The organism is Clostridium sp. Marseille-QA1073, from assembly GCF_054863625.1.
On sequence record NZ_JBSVQM010000006.1, the window covers coordinates 23,815 to 44,853 of the forward strand.

The window sequence follows — 21,039 nt, forward strand, 5'->3', positions numbered from 1 at the left end:
AAACAAAGTTTTCAAAAAAGATAGCTAGATTTTAAATTTAATTTATTTACTTCTAGAAAATAACCTTAAATCTTAATTTCCCTTCTTTTTCTAAAAAAATCTTAAGACTTTAAGATAATTTTAAAATTTCTAATTTAAATTTAAATAAGTTTTAAAAAAATTTTTAATTTATTACTATATAAATAATATAATAATCATAACAATAAGAGTTAGTGCAATAAATAATAAATATCTGAACAATTCCTTTAATGATATTACATTATTTTTATTTTCGCAAGTCTTTAATTCATATAATACACCTTGATTATTTTCTAAAATATTAAGTTTATTATCTAATATTTTTATACTTTCAACTTGTGCTTTATCACCAAAAGCTATATATTCTTTAGATGTTTTAAATTTATTATAATTATATATTTTTTTATCTAACTGATCATAAAAATATATATCATCCCTTTCCCCCAAATTTCCTTGTGAATCAACTGCAATGGTTCCTAATGCTGATACTTTATTATATTGATATACTGGTCCTGGTGGAGTTTGGGTTGGATGTTTTTCTAAAATAAATTCTGTAGTTTTGTTATCTTTATCCAAAAATCTTAAAGAAGTTACAGGATCTCCTCCAGAAAAATCTGGAAACCCATGCCATACTCCCTTTTGAATTTCGTAGATATAATCACTATCATTACTTATTGGTCTTAATCCCCTATACTCCATTCCCCCTACTGTAGCAACTAATTTTCCCTCACTTGAAAAATCCATCCCCATTATATTTCTAATTCCCCAAGCAAATGTTTCATAGACCTTTGTGTTTATATTATAAATAACTACTGTAGAATTTCCTATTTCACTTTTTTCTATTATATGCCCAACTAAATTTGACTTACCATACTCTACAAATGCCCCAGCGTTTTCTTCTCCAAAGTTATTTCCTTTTAAAATTATGGAGTTAGGACTATAATCATGTTCTGTAGGATAATTTTTCTTCCAGAGGTTATCTTCACCTACTACACCTGAATTGGTAGCTGATCCTATAGCAATAAATAGGTATTCTCCTCTTAATTTTAACAATACCTTATTATAATCTCCTATGTTAGGTATTCCTTTAATACATTCACTATGTTCTTTAGTTTTTAGATCATAACAAAAAATTGAAGAATCTGAAGCATAATAAATTTTTTCCTTATCATACACAATGCTAGTTATATTTAGTGAATTTTTTGAGAATAAACTGTAACTTTTACCACTCTCTTCTATTATTATAATTCTATCTTTAAAAGCTATATAATAATTTCCTTTTTCATCTTTATCAAAATCTCTTGAATTAGATAACCCTTTATATTTAATCTCTAAAGCAACATTATTTTCTTTACAAGATATTCCATAGTCATTCTTATTTCTATTAACAAAAATAAAGATTGAAATTGAAAATATTATCAATAAAATCCACCCATAAATCTTTTTCATAACCTCACTCCATTATTTATATATTTATTAATATATATTTTTACAATTTACATTAAATTACTAATCCTTTTCTTTATTTACTAAATTGAAAAATGGTTGTTAAAAATAACACATAAAAATCTGTAAAGTGTTAATTAGTATATATAAAATTGTTATTATATTCACTATCTTAACTATAAGTATATTTATTAAAGTTTAGATTGAGAAGTAAGTTTATGAATAAACTATCTAGAAGTTAGTATATAGTTAATATCTATGCTATTAATTATTTTAATTTACAACTTAAAAGTTAGTTTTGATTAACTTAACTTCTTTAACTAATAAAAAAGCTATAGAATTTCAATGGTTAATTCCTAGAAATTTTAAATATTAAAATAAGAATATAAGTCTGCTCGTCTACATATAAGTATTAATATATTACTTTAGTGGGGGTTTTTATGGGTAATGATACATTTTATAAAGATACCTTTGTTTTAACCATATCTAATTTAGCTATGGCTATAATAAGATTTGTTTTTTCTATTATCCTTTCGGACAAACTAGGTCCAGAGGGAGTTGGCTTATATGGACTTATAATGCCTATATATGATCTATTTTGTTGTCTAGTATGTGGTGGTTTGGTTGCTGCCATATCTAAAGAAGTTTCTTCTTATTATGGGACAAGTCATTATAAAAATTTAAATAAAAGCATTCATGTAGTACTTACCTTCTCATTAATTTGGTCTGTTTTTGTTACAATAATAATATTCATACTATCACCAATTATTAGTAGTCATATAATAAAAGATAGTAGAACTCTATATTCATTGTGGGTATTATGTCCTGCATTGATTTTTGTTGCTATTTCTTCTGTATATAAAGGTTATTTTTATGGTGTATTAGAAGTTAAGACACCAGCAATTATTGATATCGTTGAAAAAGCAATAAGAATGTTTATTACATTATCTGTAATTAATTATTTTTTATTAGAAGATATAACCTCTACAGTTACTGCTACTTATACCTCTTTTACCATAGGTGAATTTGTGAGCCTTATACTTTTATGTTTATTTTATAAAAGAAGTAGGGTTAAATTTATGGACATACCATTAAATAAAGAAAGGACCGAAAACAGTGCTCAACTATTATTTAATATATTAGTAGTGGCGGCACCTTTAGCTATTAATGGCTTATTGACTACAGCGATTTCAGGATTTTCTACATTATTAGTGCCTAGAAGATTAGTATTAGCTGGATTAGAATATACTGCTGCACTAGAAATTATAGGGAAGTTTAGTGGTATGTCTTTAACCATTATATATTTTCCAATTGTGATTGTAGTATCTATGGCTACAATATTAGTACCTGATATATCAAAAAATTTAACTAGAAAAGATTTTACTGGATTAGAAATAAGAATTAATGAAGTTATTAAAATGTGCTTTTTATTGGGTGTTTCTACTATGATAATATGTCTTACAATTCCAAATAATCTTGGAATGTTATTCTACAAAAGAAATGATCTTTCATTATATATTAGAGCTGTATCTATTTGTGCACCTTTTCTATATGCCTCATCTTGTACCTATGGTATTTTAAATGGCTTAGGAAAGCAAAAGACTATATTGATAAGTTCCTTAATTACATCTTTAATCCAATTACTACTGATATATATATTGATAGTAATTCCTGAAATTAATATATTAGGATACGCTATTGCATTAATTGCATCTTCTATTATTGGCTTAATAATTAATATGATTGAAATTAATAAAGTGGTATCTATATCTATGAATTTAGGTGAGTTCTTAATAATTATATGTTTAACTATCTTAACAGCATTAACTTTAAAAATATTGAACATAATAATTCCAAATGATATATTTATTATTAAGAATGTTATTTTAATAATAATTGGATTTTCACTATTCATAACCTCTACCTTTATGATAAGAAAATCATCATAAAAAATCGTGACTAATAGTCACGATTTTTTATATTATAATTTACAGTTTACAGTAAAAAATAATTTAAACAAATTTCACTTTATTTCTCACCTATTTTATTATAAATAAATACAATATTAAAATATTGTTCCTACCTTATCTTTAGTAATAATTTCTTAGGAATAAATTTTATTAATTTTCTAGGTAGCACTTGAAGGTCTCTTTTTCTAATCCCACCTATATATATTAATGATACAAAATACACTATAACAGCAACAAATATAGTAGTAGCTATAGATAATGCATTTGCTATATATCCTTTTGATAACATTAAAAACACTTTATATACTAGGTTGTACCATATTAATCCTACAGTAGCCATAACTGCCGATGCAATAAAAGGTTTAATTATTGGTCTTACAATACTAACTTTAATTTTAAGACTTTGATTTATTAATAATTGATTTAAAATAAGCATTATTAAAAATGAAATAGCATTTCCTATTATTGCTCCTAATATATTAATTTCTGGAATAGCTACAAATACATAATTAGCAATAATTTTTCCTATAAGCCCTATTACTGAAAATATTGTTACTGCTTTAACCTTTCCTAGTCCCTGTAATATAGATGTTTGTAAATACACTATTGTCATTAATATTATTACATAAGATCCATAAAATAACAGGTTAGATATATTTAAATCAAGTTTTAATAGTTGAAGTATCTGTAAACTAAATACAGAAAGACCTACAGCAGAGGGAACTGTGATTAAATAAGTTGCTTTTACACTAGTATTAACACTGTTTCTTAAAGATTTCTTATCTTTAGTTGCACTATGAGCTGAAATTATAGGAACTATTGAAATTGATAGTGAACTTACTAAGGCTAAAGGTACATTTATTAATACAGTATATTGGCTTAATATTCCCCATAATATTTCTATATTTGACTTATCAAAACCAGCTATATCTAATCTGCCTTTCACCAATTTTAAATCTACCAAAGTTCCTGCTTGTTGTATGGCTATACCAATAGTTATAGGTATAGCATAAAATAGAATTTTCTTTGCAATTTCTTCATTTGAAGCTCGTTCTATACCTTTATGACTATAACCTAATGGTATATTATTAGCTCTATTTTTTTCATAGAATCTAAAAAAATATATTGCTGCTACTAGAGCCCCTAAGGTTGTACCAACAGTACCACCTGCTGCTCCATATTCATTTCCATATCCAATTAATAAATAAGCAAAAATCAAACTAAAACCTGTATTGAATACCTGTTCAATAACCTGTGAAATTGCTGTAGGAGTCATATTTCCTCTACCTTGAAAATAGCCCTTATAAGCACATAATATAGTAGTAATTAATATAGTTGGTGATAATGCCCTAATTGCATATGTAGATTGCTCACTATTCATACTTTTTGCTAAAGGTTCAGCAAATAAAAATAGTAACAATGTTAGTGCAAGCCCTAATATAAAGGCCATAGCTCTTGTCATTTTAAAGGTTTTAACTGCATCTTTATAGTTACCAAGAGCTACAAATTCTGAAACTATTTTAGAAATAGCCACTGGTAGCCCAGCATTAGCTATTATATAAAAATATTGAAATATTTGATAAGAAGAATAATATACACCTATACCCTCTTCCTTTAAAATAGCTCGTAATACTGGAACATAGAAAAGAGACATTAGCTTTACAAAAAGCATTGCCATACTTAATATAGCAACACCTTTAGCCGCAGATTGTGTGTTTAACTTCGAACTATTTCCCATAATACACCTCCGTTAGAATTTAAAAACATCATTTTTTATCTTCTTAAGTATTGGAGGTAAAGATTCTGCAATTGTTTTATTTTCTAAATATGACAACGTATCAGGAGTATTCTTAAATATAACTTTATAGGCATATAAGAATTGATAGTTTAATCCATATCTGTTAATAAAAAAACTATTTAATTTTTTATCACCGTATTTGATATCTCCTACTATTGGATTTCCTAAAAAGGATAAGTGAGCTCTAAGTTGATGGCTTCTTCCTGTCAATAGATCTATTTCTATTAGTGAAAAAGTTCCACAGCTTTGTATTGTTTTAACTTTCATAGCTATCTTTTTTGTGTTTGGCATTGGTTTATCATAAACTTTAGATATGTTTGCATCTTCATTTTTAGAAATATATGCTTCATACAATCCATCCTTAATTCTATTTTTCACTAATGCCATATAATATTTTTCGATTTTTCTCTCTCTAATCATCTCATTTAATTGTTTTAATGCATTAAAGTTCTTACCAAATAATACAATACCAGAAGTATTTCTATCTAATCTATTACAAGGTGCAGGAGTAAAGGTTACTTCCTTCTCCGGTTGGTAATCCCCTTTATCATATAGATAGGAAAGTACATAATCTGTTAATGTAGCTTCTCCATTTTTTTTATCACTATGTACTAGGACTCCTGGCCATTTTTCTACTAATATCATATTTTCATCTTCGTAAGTTATTTTTAGTTTATTATCAATTCTGTCAAATTGTTTTTTCTTATTAGTATTTGCTTCAGTTTTAATTTCTCTAATTTCAACTATATCCCCTTCTTCTAAGGAATATTTTTCTTTTACCTTTTTACCATTTACTTTAATGTCTCCCTTTCTAAAAGCTTTGTATATTGCACTTAAAGGGACATCCTTTAGTAATTTCCTTGCAAATTTATCACATCTTTGCCCTGCTTCATTTGGTCCTATATCTATCCTCATATTTTCCTCCTAAGGTAAAACTTATTTTTTATAATTATTTATTTAAAAAGTCCAAAGCCATTTTACAATGCATAGCTACTCCTATAGCTAAGCAATTTTCATCTATATCAAATAAACTACTATGAGCAGGATGTACAACTCCCTTTTCTAAATTGCCACATCCAAGCCAATAAAACATTGAAGGCTTTTCTAAGGAAAAATAAGCAAAACTTTCAACTCCCATAGTCGGTTCATTATAGACTTTAATTTTATCCCGTCCCAATAAGCTTATAGCACTATTTTCAAATATATTATACATATTGTCATCATTTAAAAGACATGGATAACTTTCATCAATTTTTATTTCACAATTTCCTCTCATAGATCTAACTATACCATTTACTATTTCTGACAATCGTTCTTTTACATATTTTCTATGACTTATTTCCATAGTTCTAAGTATTCCTGATATTTCAACTTCTTCAGGTATAATATTTTTTGCTGTGCCACCTTTAATTGTTCCTACTGTTACTACCGCTGGAGAAGTAGGAGAGATTTCTCTACTTACAATAGTTTGGAGTGCTAAAACTATATGGCTTGCAATGACAATTGGATCTACTCCTTTATGAGGACTTGCACCATGTGCACCTCTTCCATATATCTTTATAGTAAAAGGATTTGAGGCTGCATAAGCGGTTCCTCTTTTAATTCCAATTTTTCCACATTCTAAATTTTCATCTACATGAAGACCTATAACTCCATCCACAGAAGGATTTTTAAGGACACCTTCTTCAATCATTAATTGAGCTCCTCCTACAGTTTCTTCAGCAGGCTCAAAGAAAAATTTTATATTACCACTAAATTCATCTTTAATAGAATTCAATACTTTTGCAGCACCTAGAGCTATAGTTGTATGAGCATCATGACCACATGCATGCATTCTTCCCTTTATATTAGAAGTATATACCGTAGTTTTCTTATCCTCTAGCGGCAAAGCATCCATATCTGCTCTTATAGCTATAGTCTTAAAATTCTTTTCTTCTGAGTGTTTTCTTCCCTTTATAGTAGCCACTACTCCTGTTTTAGCCACTTCAGTATAAGAAATATTTTCACTCTTTAAAAAAGCTTTAATCTTTCCTGAAGTTTGAGGCAAATCGAAACCTAACTCAGGATTTCTATGTAAATCTCTTCTAATTTCAATTAATTCATCTTCTATATTCTTTGCCATATTAAGAAAATCCATAACTATGCCTCCATAAAAAAATAATAGACCTTCTTGCCTATTATTTTTAAGCTTAATCTTTTTTACCGTACTTTAAACTTATTTAAGATTATATACTATTATTAAAAATACTTCAACAAATCCTTAATTATTGTTATTTATTAATTCTATTAAATTATACGACATTATAGTTAGAACTTCACCGTCAAAGTCTTTGGAATTTTTTAGAATAAATTTTATTTTAAGAAATTCTTTAATCTTAATTTTTTAAAGATTTAAGCTATTTTTATAGGAAATTTATTTTCCAGAGTATATCTTAAGTTTTCACATTGTATCCCTATATGTAGTTATACGGGAACCTTATTTAAATACATTTTTTTATATTTTTATCTCTTATTTTAGTTTACTTTAAATTATAAAGTTCATAATTGTGATTATGTAAACTATTGAACTGCTCATTATTAAATAAATACTAGCTTTTTAATTTTATATAAAATTATTTACCACATCTATAACAGATTAAAAGACCAACGGTATAATTAATCTGTTGATCTTTATTTTTAAGTGTATGAATATATATTTATACATCATGCTTGTTTTTATAAGTATAATTTTAATTTTTTATAAAAACGTATATAACACTCTAATCCTTTCAAATTTATATGCCACCATAAGTTGTGAAGTTATCTAAATATTTTCCATACGTCTCTAAATTAAGAATATCTACTATGAAGTATATCATATAATCTTTTTTTCATTTTAGAGTTCCATTTGTTGATATATATGTGTCTTATATCTTCTTCAATATTTACATGTATGGAAAGAATTAAACTATTTATCTACTAATTCTATTAAGTTATAATCACATACTATATTTAAGTCAAATCTCTTAGTTATATTATTAAACTCAATTTCTATTGTACTTTCATCTATATATGTAATCTTACCCCTACCGTGACTTTTATGAACTACAAGATTATTCAATTTAAATGGAAGTGAATTTTTGTATTCACACTCCTTTATAAATTGAGAAGGTCTATAACTTTGACTTTGTATTTTCTTAGGTATAAATAGAAAGAGATTTTCAATACTACGAGTCATAGCTACATAAAATAATCTTCTTTCTTCTTCTATACTATTTTCTATATTGTTTTCATGAGGAATATATCCCTGTACCATGTTAATTATAAAAACATTTTTAAATTCCATTCCCTTTACTCCGTGTATAGTACTTAATATTACTGCATCATCTTTTTTATTTTCATTTTTATTTGTTATATGATTTTTATATTCTTCTATATAGGCCAAAAAAGAAATAATAGTTCTATGTTCATAAGCAGAAGACTTAAATTCTTCTAAAATATTTTCTAAATCCTTAAGGCTACCTTTAAACTTTGAAGAATAATCTTTTAAGTAATCATAATAACCTAAATCTTGAATAATAAAAGCAATTGCAGTATTTAATGACATTTTATTCAAACTATGTATATCGTTTTTTAATTTATCTATATTTTTTATTTGAAAGGCCTTAATATCATTACTAGATTTTAATATTTCAAAACAGTCTTCATCTGAAGTACTGTATCTAATTTTCTCCAATAAAATTTTGCTAACATATCTATAAGGTTTATTTATAATTCTTAAAAAACTTTCTTTATCTCTATTATTGATGCTTAATCTTAAATAGGATATTATATCTTGACAAATAAAATGTTCAAAAAAATTATATTCTTTATCTAAAAGCCTAAAAAGTATTCCTTTTCTAATGAAAGTATCAATTATATTTCTACTTTCAATATTAGTTCTATAGATTACAGCAAAGTCACTGAGTTTCTCTTTATTAGTTATTATTTTCTTTTCTATATACGAAGCAATGTAATCAGCCTCTAAATTTTCGTTGTCGCTATTTACAATTTTTATTTCACCATTATATTTTTTATGGGCTATTATATTTTTTTTACTTCTTAAAAAATTCTTTTTTATAACTGTCATAGAAGTTTCTACAATATTATTAGTACATCTATAATTAGTAGAGAGAAATATTTCTTTTGCATTTGGAAAATACTTGTTAAAATTCACCATGTAATCTGGTCTAGATCCCCTAAAACTATATATACATTGATCTTCATCTCCTACTGCAAAGATTTGATTATTTCCTTTAAGTAATTTTAAGATATCTATTTGAATTTCATCACAGTCTTGAAATTCATCAATTAATATATATTTAAATAAATCTCTATAGTTCTGAAGTAACCTAGGATTCTTGATAAATAAATTCTTACACATTATTTGTAAATCATCAAAATCATATATGTTTTTTTCATTTTTATAGCTCTCATATATTTCATAACAGTTTTTAAATATATCCTTATCTAATGTTGTCTCAAATTCATTAATTTGTAAGTTGCTACTTTTAAATAAGGATATGTTATTTATATATTCTTTTACTTTCTCATCCCCTACCTCATCCATATAGGTTGATAAAAAACTTCTAATTATTTTATAGGTTTCTTGTGATTCTATGATATCTATTTTCCCATAATAAGAATTTAATATTTTATAAAATAGTCCATGAAATGTACCAAAAAAAGGACTGACTTTTTCTTTACTTAAATACTTATATCTATTTCTCATATTATTTGCAGCAGCTTTAGTAAAAGTTATAACTATAACATTTTTAGGATTAACATTCTTATATTTTATCAAATGATGAACTTTATTAACTATTACAACAGTTTTACCACTACCTGGCCCAGCACTAACTAATATATTCTCTTCCTCACAAACTATTGCTTTTAATTGCTCATCACTAAGCTTTTCATATTCTTTATAACACATATTATTACCTCATAATTTAAATAGATTTTATTCTTTAGCAAAATTGCATATAATATACTTTATAGTCCAATAACTTTATAGATTATATACTATGATTATGTTATAATATAACACACAATTTATAAAACAGTAAGGGGATAAAAAATGAGTACTTCACAAAGTTTTAATGTAAAAAATCATAGAAATTTAACCATGCTAGTAGATTTTTATGAATTTACCATGATTAATGGATATTTAAATAATGATGTTCAAGATACCATTGCTTATTTTGACATGTTCTTTAGAAGAATTCCTGATGGCGGTGGGTATTGCATCATGGCCGGTGTACAACAGGTAATAGAATTTCTTTCAAGTTTAAAATTTACAAATGATGATATAGAATATCTTAGAAGTAAAAATATCTTTAGTGAAAGCTTTTTAAAATATTTAGAGGATTTTGAATTTGCTTGTGATGTTTGGGCTATACCTGAAGGTACACCTGTATTTCCTGGTGAACCTTTACTAACAGTAAGAGGTCCAGTAATGCAAGCACAGTTTATTGAAACAATGATACTTCTTACTATAAACCATCAAACATTAATCGCTACCAAAGCAGCAAGAATTTGCGAAGCAGCAAAAGGCCGTGTTGTCATGGAATTTGGTTCTAGGCGTGCACAAGGATACGATGGTGCTATATATGGAGCTAGAGCAGCTGTTATTGGAGGTTGTAGTTCTACAGCATGTACTATAGCAGAGGAAATGTTTGGTATTCCTGCTGTAGGTACAATGGCTCACTCTTGGATACAATTATTTGACAGTGAATATGAAGCCTTTAAAGCTTGGGCCCTTACTTACCCAGACAACACCGTTTTACTTATAGATACCTATAATGTTTTAAAATCTGGAGTGCCTAATGCAATAAAAGTTTTTGATGATGTACTAAAACCAATGGGTAAAAGACCTAAAGCAGTAAGAATTGATAGTGGAGATATAACTTATCTTACAAAAGAAGTAAGAAAAATGCTAGATGAAGCCGGTTATGAAGATGTGGGAATTACAGTTTCTAACTCTTTAGATGAGTTTATAATTAGAGCTGTTCTAGAAAATGGTGCTGCCATTGATAGCTTTGGAGTAGGAGAAAGATTGATAACTGCTAGAAGTGAACCTGTATTTGGCGGTGTTTATAAGCTTGTTGCAATAGAGAAAGATAATGTAATTATTCCTAGAATTAAAATCAGTGAAAATATCGAAAAGATTACAAATCCTGCTTTTAAAAAATTATATAGAATCTTTGATAAAAAAACAGATATGGCTATAGCTGATTTAATTTGTCTTAATGATGAGGAAATAAATATTGATGAACCTCTAGAAATTTTCAATCCAACTTTTACATGGAAACGAAAGAGACTAAAAAACTATTATGTAAAAGAATTAATGGTTAAAATTTTTGATAAAGGCAAACCTATATATAATAGTCCTTCTGTAATGGATATAAAAGAATATTCTAAAGTTGAAACTCAGAAACTTTGGCCTGAAGTTCTAAGACTTCAAAATCCACATAATTATTATGTAGATTTATCTAAAAAACTTTGGGAACTTAAGGAATCATTATTATATGAATATTCTTCTAAATATCATGAATAATATAAAGATTTAGGTGATTAATATGTATGATAAACCTAAAATAAAAATATCTAATAAAGCCTATGATAGTTTAATTTCTTTATTACAAAATCATATTGAATATGACTTTGTTAGATTTAAATATGTCAATGGCTGTTGTAGATCATCAAAAGTGGAAATTTTATTAGATAATGAAAATCATAATGATATTAGAGATAATATAGAAGATCTTAATATACTTTATGATAATGAAGTTATAAATTATATTAAAGAAATTATTTTAACCTATAAAAATAACTCTTTTATGGTTAAAACTATTCTTAAGGATGGAGTTAAAAATAATTGTAATAAAAAACTCCAAGGAAATTGCAGTGGTTGTAGTAAAGGATGTAACTTAACATTAAAAAAATAGCACCTAATAGTGCTATTTTTTTATACCCTTTATATCTTTATAAATTTATACAGAAAATCCAATTAAATATATCTATTTTCTTAACCCATTTAAAAAATATAATATTTTCAATTTATAAATTTATAATGCTTTTATATTTTACAATTTATATTCAGGCGAAGTAAGTTAATCATGTATCTATAAGTAACTTTCATTATAAAGTATGCTTATAGGAGAAGTTTTATCATCTTTAAACAAATCATACTCATATATATTTTTAATTACCAAAGGTTTAAAATTTTTCAATTCCGCAAAGGGACATTTATTTTCATTTTCCGACCATTTATATAGTGCACATTCTTTAAAACATTCAACTTCTTCTTCAAAAGTAGTCAATAAAGGACATTTTGACATTATATCACCCCATCCTGAATTATTAAAGTCCTGTCTATATTATAAGCTATAATAGCAATAAGATAAAGTATTTTTAGAAAATTATATTATTTTAGAATATTAAACTTAATTTAATATAAAAAATCGTGACTAAACTATCACGATTTTTTATAATCATATTTAAAATTTTAATTTAAAATCCCATTTCTTCGCCAATAATTATAACACTTATATCACTTAGCATAGGTTTTCTCTTTAATATGGAATAAGCTCTACAAATTCTATTTTTACTATTACAATCCATACAACTTCCTGTAATAGTGCAAGGGTTACTATAAGCTAATCTCTTATTATTCTGAGGTGATGCTATATTTTTAATTCTCTCAAAAGCAGCTTTTTCATCTTTTACTATTTTATTTACTCCTACTACCATTATAACTTTCTTCGGACCAAAAGTTATAGCTGCAACTCTGTTTCCAACACCATCAACATTTACTATTTCTCCATTTAATGTAACTGCATTGCTACTACAAAGAAATAAATCACTTACTAACTCTTTTCTCATTATATCCATTTTTTCATCTTGAGTAAGTCCTGGTTCTCCATGGTCTATAATAGTTCCTCCAATTTTCGTAATCTTCTTTTTAAGATCCATAGATTTTATTGTCACTGATCCCCCAAAAGCGACTACATCTCCAGATTTTACATGATACATTATAAAATTTTCTGCCTGCTCCTTTGTTTCAAAATAAATAGCATGAAATTGATTTTTTTCTAAGGCTTTCACTACTCTTTCACCTATAGCTTGATTATGCCATTTATATACATGCTCCATATAATCACACCCCTAAAATCATCATTATTTATACCATAATATAAATAAAATTTTAAATAAAATATTATGTTAATTTTAATTAATTATTATATATTCCCTATTATAGCATAATATTACTATTACTCTTAACAATATCTATAAAAGACTTTATAATTTGCGCTGTAAATCCCCATATTACATAATTATCATATTCATAAAAATATTCTTTCAATTTACCCTCTCTGAATTTATATTCTTCACCACCATTTATAAGATGAAAAGGAAATCCTTCTTTATTTATTGCTCCAATTTCTAGTTCATATAATAATGGAGTACTTTCCATAAAAAATTTTAGTGGCACTGTAAAGATGTGATCTACCTCTTCTTTACTTGGTATAATTTTTTCTAATTTAGTTTTTGATATAAATGGATACATAAACATTCCATAGGGACTTATGAAATAATCCATATCACCTATATACTCTATATCCTTTTTGCTTAAGTTAAGTTCTTCCATAGTTTCTCTAATGGCTGCTTCTTTAGGAGTTTCTCCTTCTTCAATCATGCCACCAGGTAAACATATATCACCGGGCTGAGTTTTTAACTTATTAGATCTAACCTCAAATATTATATTTAAATCATGATTTTCCTCATCTTCACAAAGTAAAATCATAACTGCACTATTTTTATATTTACCAATTGGTTTTGCTTCTCTATCTTTAAAAATATATTTTATGTTATTTATCAAAATTCACACCTCACTAGGTTTATTATATCATAAAAATTATAAAAAATAATAATAATCTCCATTTACCTTGTCCATTTAATCTTAAAATGCTATACTAATTTTATGTTTTAACATAAATTATGTAAAGGAGAAGTGTAAAGTGAAAAAAATAACTAAATTTATAGCATCTACACTAATATTTACTTCAGTATTTTCCACCATTGCCTTTGCAAAAGCACCAGAGCCAGAGCTTATAGGTACCTCTGCATTAGCTGTGGATTTGGAAACTAATGAAATAATATACGCAAAGAATATTGATAAAAAAATGTATCCTGCAAGTATTACAAAGCTTATGACTGCATTACTTTTAGCAGAAAATAAAAGTCCAGGAGATCTGTTAACATACCCTGAAGCTGCTAAAAATGAGGCTCCTTACTCCTACGGCTTAAATGTTCATCCAGTTAACGCTGGTGATACTTTTACTGCTTCAAATGCAATGGATATTCTTTTATTATATTCTGGTAATGATATAGCTTATATGATTGCTGAAAATGTAGGTGGAAGCGTAAATAATTTTGTTAAAATGATGAATGAAAAAGCAAAAGAGCTAAAAATGACTAACACTCATTTTGTAACACCTAATGGATTAGACGACAATACTCCAGACCATTTAACTACTGCTTACGACTTAAGTATACTTCTTAAAGCAATAATGTCAAATGATTGGACTAAATCCGTTATAAATAAGAAAGAAGCATCAGTTCAATCTACTAAAGGTCCAATAGCTAAAATTGAAAATAGAAATAAATTACTTGGAGTTAATGGAAATATAGGTGGAAAAACCGGATATACAGATAAATCTGGGCGTTGTTTAGTTTCCGTTTATGAAAGAGAAAATCGTAAAATAGCTACAGTGGTTCTAAATTCTGAATATGATTTTCCTAAGGACACAAAAGTATTTGAAGATATGGAAAAATTAGCAGATTATAGTTATAGTGCAGAAAAAGAACTCCTTCTTGAAAAGGACAGTGATCTTAACACTATTACATTAAAATATAATGCTATTCCATTAATAGGACCAGAAAGAGCAATTAGAGTTCCTGTAACTATTCATGAGGATATTACATATTATGATACAGAAGTAAAGCCTGAAATTAACTATAATGTTAATAACTTAAGCGCTTGGAAATTAAACAAAGACAAGTCAGTTGGACAAGTATCTGTAAAAATTAAAGACTCTGAATCTAAATATGATTTATATCCTACAATTTCAAAACTTGATATAATTAAAGAAAATATTTTAATATACTCAATTATGTTAATTGTAATAATTTCGTTGATAGTTCTTACAATTTACTTAATTAATAAGAGAAAACGTAGTAAAAGAAGATATACCCGTTATTACTAGTATATAAGCCTATAGGTTAAAACCTATAGGCTTATAATATTCTATAAATAGCTTAAAATGTCTATTTATTTATTAACATATTTTATTTTTAAATTTCTTTGTCAAATACTAAGGTTTATTGAGTATTATATAAATTATTGATTTATATAAAATTCTATCACCGCACCTCCATTTTCATCATTATGTGCCAAAATCTTGCCATTATGCTTTTCAACTATAATTTTACACATATATAGTCCTAATCCTGAATGCCCTTTCTCTAAAGACCTAGAACTATCACCTTGATAAAAACTTTTAAATAAATTATTCATATCTTTTGTAGAAAAGCCTATTCCATCATCTTTAATAGTAAATTTTATTTTGCCATCATATATAGATAGAATTAGATTAATATTTCCACCACTTTCAGTAAAACGTAGTGAATTTATAATCAAATTATCCAGTACTTGTGAAACCTTATCTTTATCAAAAATTGCTATATTATTATTTTTGTTATTATAAATTTTACAAATAAAATTTATATTCTTTTCTTTGCAGAGCAATTTAAATTCAGTTTTCTTTTCAATAACAAAATCTTTTATGTTCACTTCTTCTAAAATTAAATTAAAGTCTGCTCTATTTATTTTAGAAATATAATTCATATTTTCGATCAATTTAGTTGTTCTATCAGTATTTTGTCTTATAACTTTCAAATGTTTTTTTGTTTTTTCTAGATTTTTTAAATCCATTTCTTCTAAAATTTCCACATGACCTCTAATTATAGTAAGAGGAGTTTTTATATCGTGGGCAATAGCTGATATTATATTGTTTCTCTCCTCCTCCATATTCCAGTTTTTAATTAAAGTATTCTTTAATTCATCTTTCATGTTATTAAAGGATGAAATTAAATCTCCTAACTCATCATCACCTTTATAATTAATAGTAAAATCTAAATTCTTATTTTTAATATTATTAGAAGCGTTTATTAACTCATTGATAGGCTTATTAATCCTTTTATTTAATTTACCTATGAATATTATAGTAAATATTATTAAATAGACAAATGGACAAATAAACAAGTAAAGATTTATAACTTTCATTAAGTTATTATTTATAAATAATGATGAAATTCTATAATTGTATTTTATAACAGCAACAGCTTTTAATTCTCCATTATGTTCTACAGGTATATATTTTATACTTGCATAATTAATAGGTATATTATTTGTATATCCCTTCTCTATATTCCAATTTTTTCTATGATCAATGGTATTAATCTTATACAATATGTCATTAGGCTCCATTTTTAGAAAGTGTGACGTGCCGTGAATATAATTTCCTCTCAAATCTAAAATCTCATACTCCATTCCATCTTCATCTATAAGCTTCAATATATCCTCTTTTTTTTCTACCTCCAATACATTATATCCATTATTTTTTATATATTGTTCAAATTGAGGTACTAATTGTTCATAGTGATTTTCTGGATTTATAAGTTTTAAATTAATTGCTGTAAAAAGTATTAATACTGTTATAACAGTAGCAACTATACTAAAAAATAATATGATGAAAAAATTAAAAACAAACTGTTTTTTTAAAGAACTTCTTTTCATTATCTTATTTTCTCCCATCTATATCCTACACCCCAAACTGTAGAGATATATTCAATTTTATTATCTATCTCTTTAAATTTAGCTCTAATATTTTTAACATGCTCTGTAATAGTACTACTATCACCTTCAGCATCATATCCCCATAGTGATTCATATATTCTTTCTTTAGAAAAGATTTGCCCACTATTCATAGCTAATAATTCAACAATTTCAAATTCTTTTTTAGTAAGGTTAATTAATATATCCTTTATAGTTATTTTATGATTAGCTATGTCTAAGCATAAATCTCCAAATCTCATTTTACTTTCTCTAATGTTATTTTTATTATGTCTTTCTTCTCTCCTTAAATGAGCTGCAACTCTTGCTCTTAATTCTTTTAAACTAAACGGTTTAGTTATATAATCATCTCCACCAATTGAGAAAGCTTTTATTTTGTCTAACTCCCCTTGCTTTGCGCTTAAAAACAAAATAGGGCATTGAATTTCTTCTCTAATTTTTCTACAAAATTCATATCCATCTATACTAGGCATCATTATATCTAATAATATTAAATCTGGATTACTTGTTATTTTAGTTAGTGCCTCATTTCCATCATAAGCAGCTATGATATAATATCCTTCCATTTCTAAAGCTTCTTTAATAAAAGAGACTATTTCCTTCTCATCATCTATAACTAATATTTTATGCATATCTATCTCTCCACTAAACTCTTAATATTTATAGTAATTATAATATAAAATTGTTAACTAAATTAACTTAACACTGATAATTAATAAGTTAATTTATTAATTATTACATATTTATATTAAAATGAAATTATAAAGATTGTATAAAGAAAAAAGACATCTCAAAATAAAAGATGCCTATATGTACAAACTCAATTTTTATTCAATTTATTTAGATTTTGAAGCTATTTCAATATTTTTTTGATGCTCTGGATCAGAAACTGCTTCCACGCTACCATCTTTATGTCTAGTACTATTTAAAAAATGGATATCACAAACACCATCCATATTATTATCTTTAACTACGTCTAAATTCTGTCCTGTGCCATATCCATCTGATAAATCAGGAGCCTGGGAAAGTGCAGGATAGGCATCATTCCCAGCATGAGGCATTCCTGCCATAGATGCTGCAATTCTTCTGCCATTAATTTTTACAACTATCGGTCTTCTCTCCCAAGAAAACCCTCCCCATATACTTTTAATTACTTCTGTATCATTAGAAGTCAATGCTTCAACATCTGCATGATTTGTACCAAAGGTTCTTTTCATCTTAAAGGTCTTACCAGTATAAATATCCTCAATTTCTGCTACTGATCCAATAGGATATAAGTATTGTGCTTCACCCCACCAATCCAAATTTTCTATTTTCGGTTTAGAAGGCTTCTGAATCATCTTCTCTGTTGATATAGTAGCACCTTTAGGTAATATTTGCTTTCCATCAATATCCTCCATATTACCACCTCTTGAAAATGCTATCCTTTCCTCTTCATTATATGTATTACCACTAGGCTCAATTTTTTTTGTTCCTTTAGGAATTTGATCTTCTATACTATTATTTTTTACTGGAATGGATTTTTCCAAAGTAGATTGTTCTTCTATCGTTGAACTAATTGCACTATTCATAAATCTATCATATATATTAAAATCCTTATTACTTTCTATTTTTACAAGGCTAGTTAAAATCACAGTGCTAATTAATAAACTCGACGATAAAATAATCTTTTTTACTTTGTTCATACTCAATTATTCTCCTTTTGTTCATAAGATACTCAATATTTTTCTTCAGGTCTTATGAATTTTTTAAATATATTTTGGATTAAATTTCTATAATTATTCTTATTAATTATAATGTAATGTTTTTGTAATCAAATCTTAATAAATTTGCTTATTTATTATTATATAATAGAATTGGGTAAATTTTAAGTAGAAATTTTATGTAAATTAAGTCAAAAGCACAGAATTTATAAATTTATATATATTCTGTGCTTTTAATTATTGGCGAGTATCGCAAATTAAATCTGCTCTATGATTCTTAATTTTAATTACGCCGTCTTTAGTAAATTTATATATGTAATTCAAAAACTTATCTCTACTAGCTTTTCCTTTTTCCATATCAGCCAGTGCTTTTTCCATTCTTCCAGTATAGTCAGTATCTAATAATTCTTTTATTGGAAAAGTCTCTATAAGTTTTTTGCCTTTTTCAGTAATTAACAATGATTTTCCTTTTGGTTTTATATACCCTGCAAATTTAAGCTTATTTATAATTTCAGCTCTAGTTGCAGCAGTACCAATAGAGTATCCACTTAACACTGATGAATTATCTTCTTCCTCTTCACTATTACTATTTACACTTTTACCACAAGTTTCCATAGCTTTAAGTAAAGTTTTTTCTGTATGATGGGCAGGTGGTTTTGTTTTCTTACATTCTATTTTTAACTCTACTGTCTGAACTATATCATTTTTGTTAACCTTAGGCAACAATTCATCTTTTCCCGTATAGTTTTCTACTTTTAAATACCCTTCTTTTATTAAAATTTTACCTTTTGTACTAAACAATCTATCATATTTTTCACCTTTAATACAAGTTATAATTTCAGTATGCTCAAATTCAGCAGGGTCCATAAATTGAGCTATAAACCTATTTTTTATAGCTTCATAAACTTGCTTTTCATCTAGGGACAAATCTTTAGGTAGTACATATGTAGGTATTATGGCACTATGACTTTCTACTTTATCATTATTAAATACCTTTTTTGAAGTATTAAATTTAATTTCTTCCTCAAAGGGTAACCCCTTTTTTACCACTTCTAATACCTTTTTAGCTTTATCTTTCAAACTCTCTTCTAGCGCAATACTAGAGGTTCTTGGATAAGTTATATGTTTTTTTTCATATAGACTTTGTGCGATTTTAAGTACTTTATCTGCAGTATATCCTTTGTATTTACTTGTAATATATCCTTGTAGATTAGTTAAATTAAAAAGTGGTCCTATATAATCCTTTTTAACTTCAACTTTTTTTTCTATTATAGTACCTTCTTTGTTTTCAATCTCTTTTTTTAGTTTTTCTACACTTTCTTTATTAGTAAATTTGTCTAATTTATTATGAAAAAATTTTCCTTTATAGCTTCCTGCCTCATTCTCAAATTCACCATAAAGCTCATAATATTTTTCTGCTTTAAAGCTTTCTATCTTTATATCTCTATCATATACCATTTTAAGAGTAGGCATTAGTACTCTACCTATATTTAGTAGATTTCCCTTTCCCCTACAATATTTCATTGTAGCTACAGAAGTAAAATTTATACCTATGACCCAATCAGTAAGCTGTCTACTAACGCCTGCATCTTGAAGAAATCTCATTTCCTCATTAGATTTTAAGTTAATAAGCCCTTTCTTTACTTCTTCTTCAGTCCACTCATTTAATAATAATCTATAAATAGGTTTTTTCACATTAATATAATTAAATATTAATAATGCTATTACCTCTCCTTCTCTATCATAATCGGTAGAAGATATAATTTTTTCTACATCCTCTCTTTCTATTAAAGACTTTATTATATTTAACTGTTTTTTAGCTCCACTATCTTCTTTGTTTCTATTTTTATCATCAGGCTTTACTTTATATTTAAACCTTTCTGGTATATAGGGAAAATTTTCAAAACTCCATAGTGCCAACTTGCTATCATAGTCCTTACAATCGTATAAAGTCAATAAATGACCAAAAGCCCATGTTATTATATACTCTTCTCCCTCTATATATCCATCTTTTCTAATTTTACAATTTAATGCCTCTGCTATATTTCTAGCTACAGAAGGCTTTTCTGCTAATATAAGACTTTTCATTTAAATCACCACTTGTAAATTTATATATTATTTTTTATTATACCATATTTGGGATTTAATATTTTCTAATATAATGAA

At 26.4% G+C, this 21,039-nt stretch carries 16 protein-coding genes; 4 read left to right on the forward strand and 12 right to left on the reverse strand.

Annotated elements, in window-relative coordinates:
• Positions 1-174: 174 nt before the first annotated feature.
• Complete coding sequence (locus ACY1IQ_RS07010) at positions 175-1,467, reverse strand: hypothetical protein (RefSeq protein WP_461613274.1); 1,293 nt, start codon at positions 1,465-1,467, stop codon at positions 175-177.
• 437 nt (positions 1,468-1,904) lie between these two features.
• On the opposite strand from ACY1IQ_RS07010, the gene spoVB reads away from it, so the two are divergent.
• Entirely contained in the window at positions 1,905-3,413 is a 1,509-nt protein-coding gene (spoVB, locus tag ACY1IQ_RS07015) for a stage V sporulation protein B (protein ID WP_461613275.1), read from the forward strand.
• Positions 3,414-3,543: 130 nt separating this feature from the next.
• Here the strand turns inward: spoVB and ACY1IQ_RS07020 are convergent, their stop codons facing one another.
• The 4 genes from ACY1IQ_RS07020 to ACY1IQ_RS07035 form a co-directional block, all read right to left on the reverse strand.
• The gene (locus tag ACY1IQ_RS07020) at positions 3,544-5,172 is read right to left on the reverse strand and encodes a putative polysaccharide biosynthesis protein (protein ID WP_461613276.1); all 1,629 of its coding nucleotides are present in this window, start codon (positions 5,170-5,172) and stop codon (positions 3,544-3,546) included.
• A 12-nt stretch (positions 5,173-5,184) separates the two neighbouring features.
• Positions 5,185-6,147: an RluA family pseudouridine synthase gene (locus tag ACY1IQ_RS07025; protein ID WP_461613277.1), complete on the reverse strand. Its 963-nt coding sequence runs from the start codon at positions 6,145-6,147 to the stop codon at positions 5,185-5,187.
• Between the two features lie 34 nt (positions 6,148-6,181).
• Positions 6,182-7,369, reverse strand: coding sequence for a M20 metallopeptidase family protein (locus ACY1IQ_RS07030; protein WP_461613278.1), 1,188 nt, complete (start codon positions 7,367-7,369; stop codon positions 6,182-6,184).
• Positions 7,370-8,179: 810 nt separating this feature from the next.
• Complete coding sequence (locus ACY1IQ_RS07035) at positions 8,180-10,186, reverse strand: ATP-dependent helicase (protein WP_461613279.1); 2,007 nt, start codon at positions 10,184-10,186, stop codon at positions 8,180-8,182.
• A 144-nt stretch (positions 10,187-10,330) separates the two neighbouring features.
• Between ACY1IQ_RS07035 and ACY1IQ_RS07040 the strand changes: the two genes are divergently transcribed.
• A complete protein-coding gene (locus ACY1IQ_RS07040) occupies positions 10,331-11,809 on the forward strand; it encodes a nicotinate phosphoribosyltransferase (RefSeq protein WP_461613280.1) in 1,479 nt (492 codons plus the stop codon).
• Positions 11,810-11,831: 22 nt separating this feature from the next.
• Positions 11,832-12,200 (forward strand): hypothetical protein, encoded by a 369-nt coding sequence (locus ACY1IQ_RS07045; RefSeq protein ID WP_461613281.1) that lies wholly within the window; start codon positions 11,832-11,834, stop codon positions 12,198-12,200.
• Between the two features lie 177 nt (positions 12,201-12,377).
• On the opposite strand, the gene ACY1IQ_RS07050 is transcribed toward ACY1IQ_RS07045, so the two are convergent.
• The 3 genes from ACY1IQ_RS07050 to ACY1IQ_RS07060 all read right to left on the reverse strand — a co-directional run bounded on the left by ACY1IQ_RS07050 (position 12,378) and on the right by ACY1IQ_RS07060 (position 14,134).
• Positions 12,378-12,593, reverse strand: a complete 216-nt coding sequence (locus tag ACY1IQ_RS07050) for a hypothetical protein (RefSeq protein ID WP_461613282.1) — start codon at positions 12,591-12,593, stop codon at positions 12,378-12,380.
• A 172-nt stretch (positions 12,594-12,765) separates the two neighbouring features.
• Positions 12,766-13,407, reverse strand: a complete 642-nt coding sequence (locus ACY1IQ_RS07055; RefSeq protein ID WP_461613283.1) for a lactate utilization protein — start codon at positions 13,405-13,407, stop codon at positions 12,766-12,768.
• Positions 13,408-13,507: 100 nt separating this feature from the next.
• Positions 13,508-14,134 (reverse strand): NUDIX hydrolase, encoded by a 627-nt coding sequence (locus tag ACY1IQ_RS07060; RefSeq protein WP_461613284.1) that lies wholly within the window; start codon positions 14,132-14,134, stop codon positions 13,508-13,510.
• 139 nt (positions 14,135-14,273) lie between these two features.
• On the opposite strand from ACY1IQ_RS07060, the gene ACY1IQ_RS07065 reads away from it, so the two are divergent.
• Positions 14,274-15,521, forward strand: coding sequence for a D-alanyl-D-alanine carboxypeptidase family protein (locus ACY1IQ_RS07065; RefSeq protein ID WP_461613285.1), 1,248 nt, complete (start codon positions 14,274-14,276; stop codon positions 15,519-15,521).
• Positions 15,522-15,655: 134 nt separating this feature from the next.
• On the opposite strand, the gene ACY1IQ_RS07070 is transcribed toward ACY1IQ_RS07065, so the two are convergent.
• From ACY1IQ_RS07070 to ACY1IQ_RS07085, 4 genes are all read right to left on the reverse strand, one after another.
• Positions 15,656-17,131, reverse strand: coding sequence for a HAMP domain-containing sensor histidine kinase (locus tag ACY1IQ_RS07070; RefSeq protein ID WP_461613286.1), 1,476 nt, complete (start codon positions 17,129-17,131; stop codon positions 15,656-15,658).
• A complete protein-coding gene (locus ACY1IQ_RS07075) occupies positions 17,113-17,802 on the reverse strand; it encodes a response regulator transcription factor (protein ID WP_461613287.1) in 690 nt (229 codons plus the stop codon). The genes ACY1IQ_RS07070 and ACY1IQ_RS07075 overlap by 19 nt, the downstream gene beginning before the upstream one ends.
• Before the next feature lie 204 nt (positions 17,803-18,006).
• Complete coding sequence (locus tag ACY1IQ_RS07080) at positions 18,007-18,855, reverse strand: hypothetical protein (protein WP_461613288.1); 849 nt, start codon at positions 18,853-18,855, stop codon at positions 18,007-18,009.
• Between the two features lie 255 nt (positions 18,856-19,110).
• The gene (locus tag ACY1IQ_RS07085; RefSeq protein WP_461613289.1) at positions 19,111-20,961 is read right to left on the reverse strand and encodes a type IA DNA topoisomerase; all 1,851 of its coding nucleotides are present in this window, start codon (positions 20,959-20,961) and stop codon (positions 19,111-19,113) included.
• Positions 20,962-21,039 lie beyond the last annotated feature (78 nt).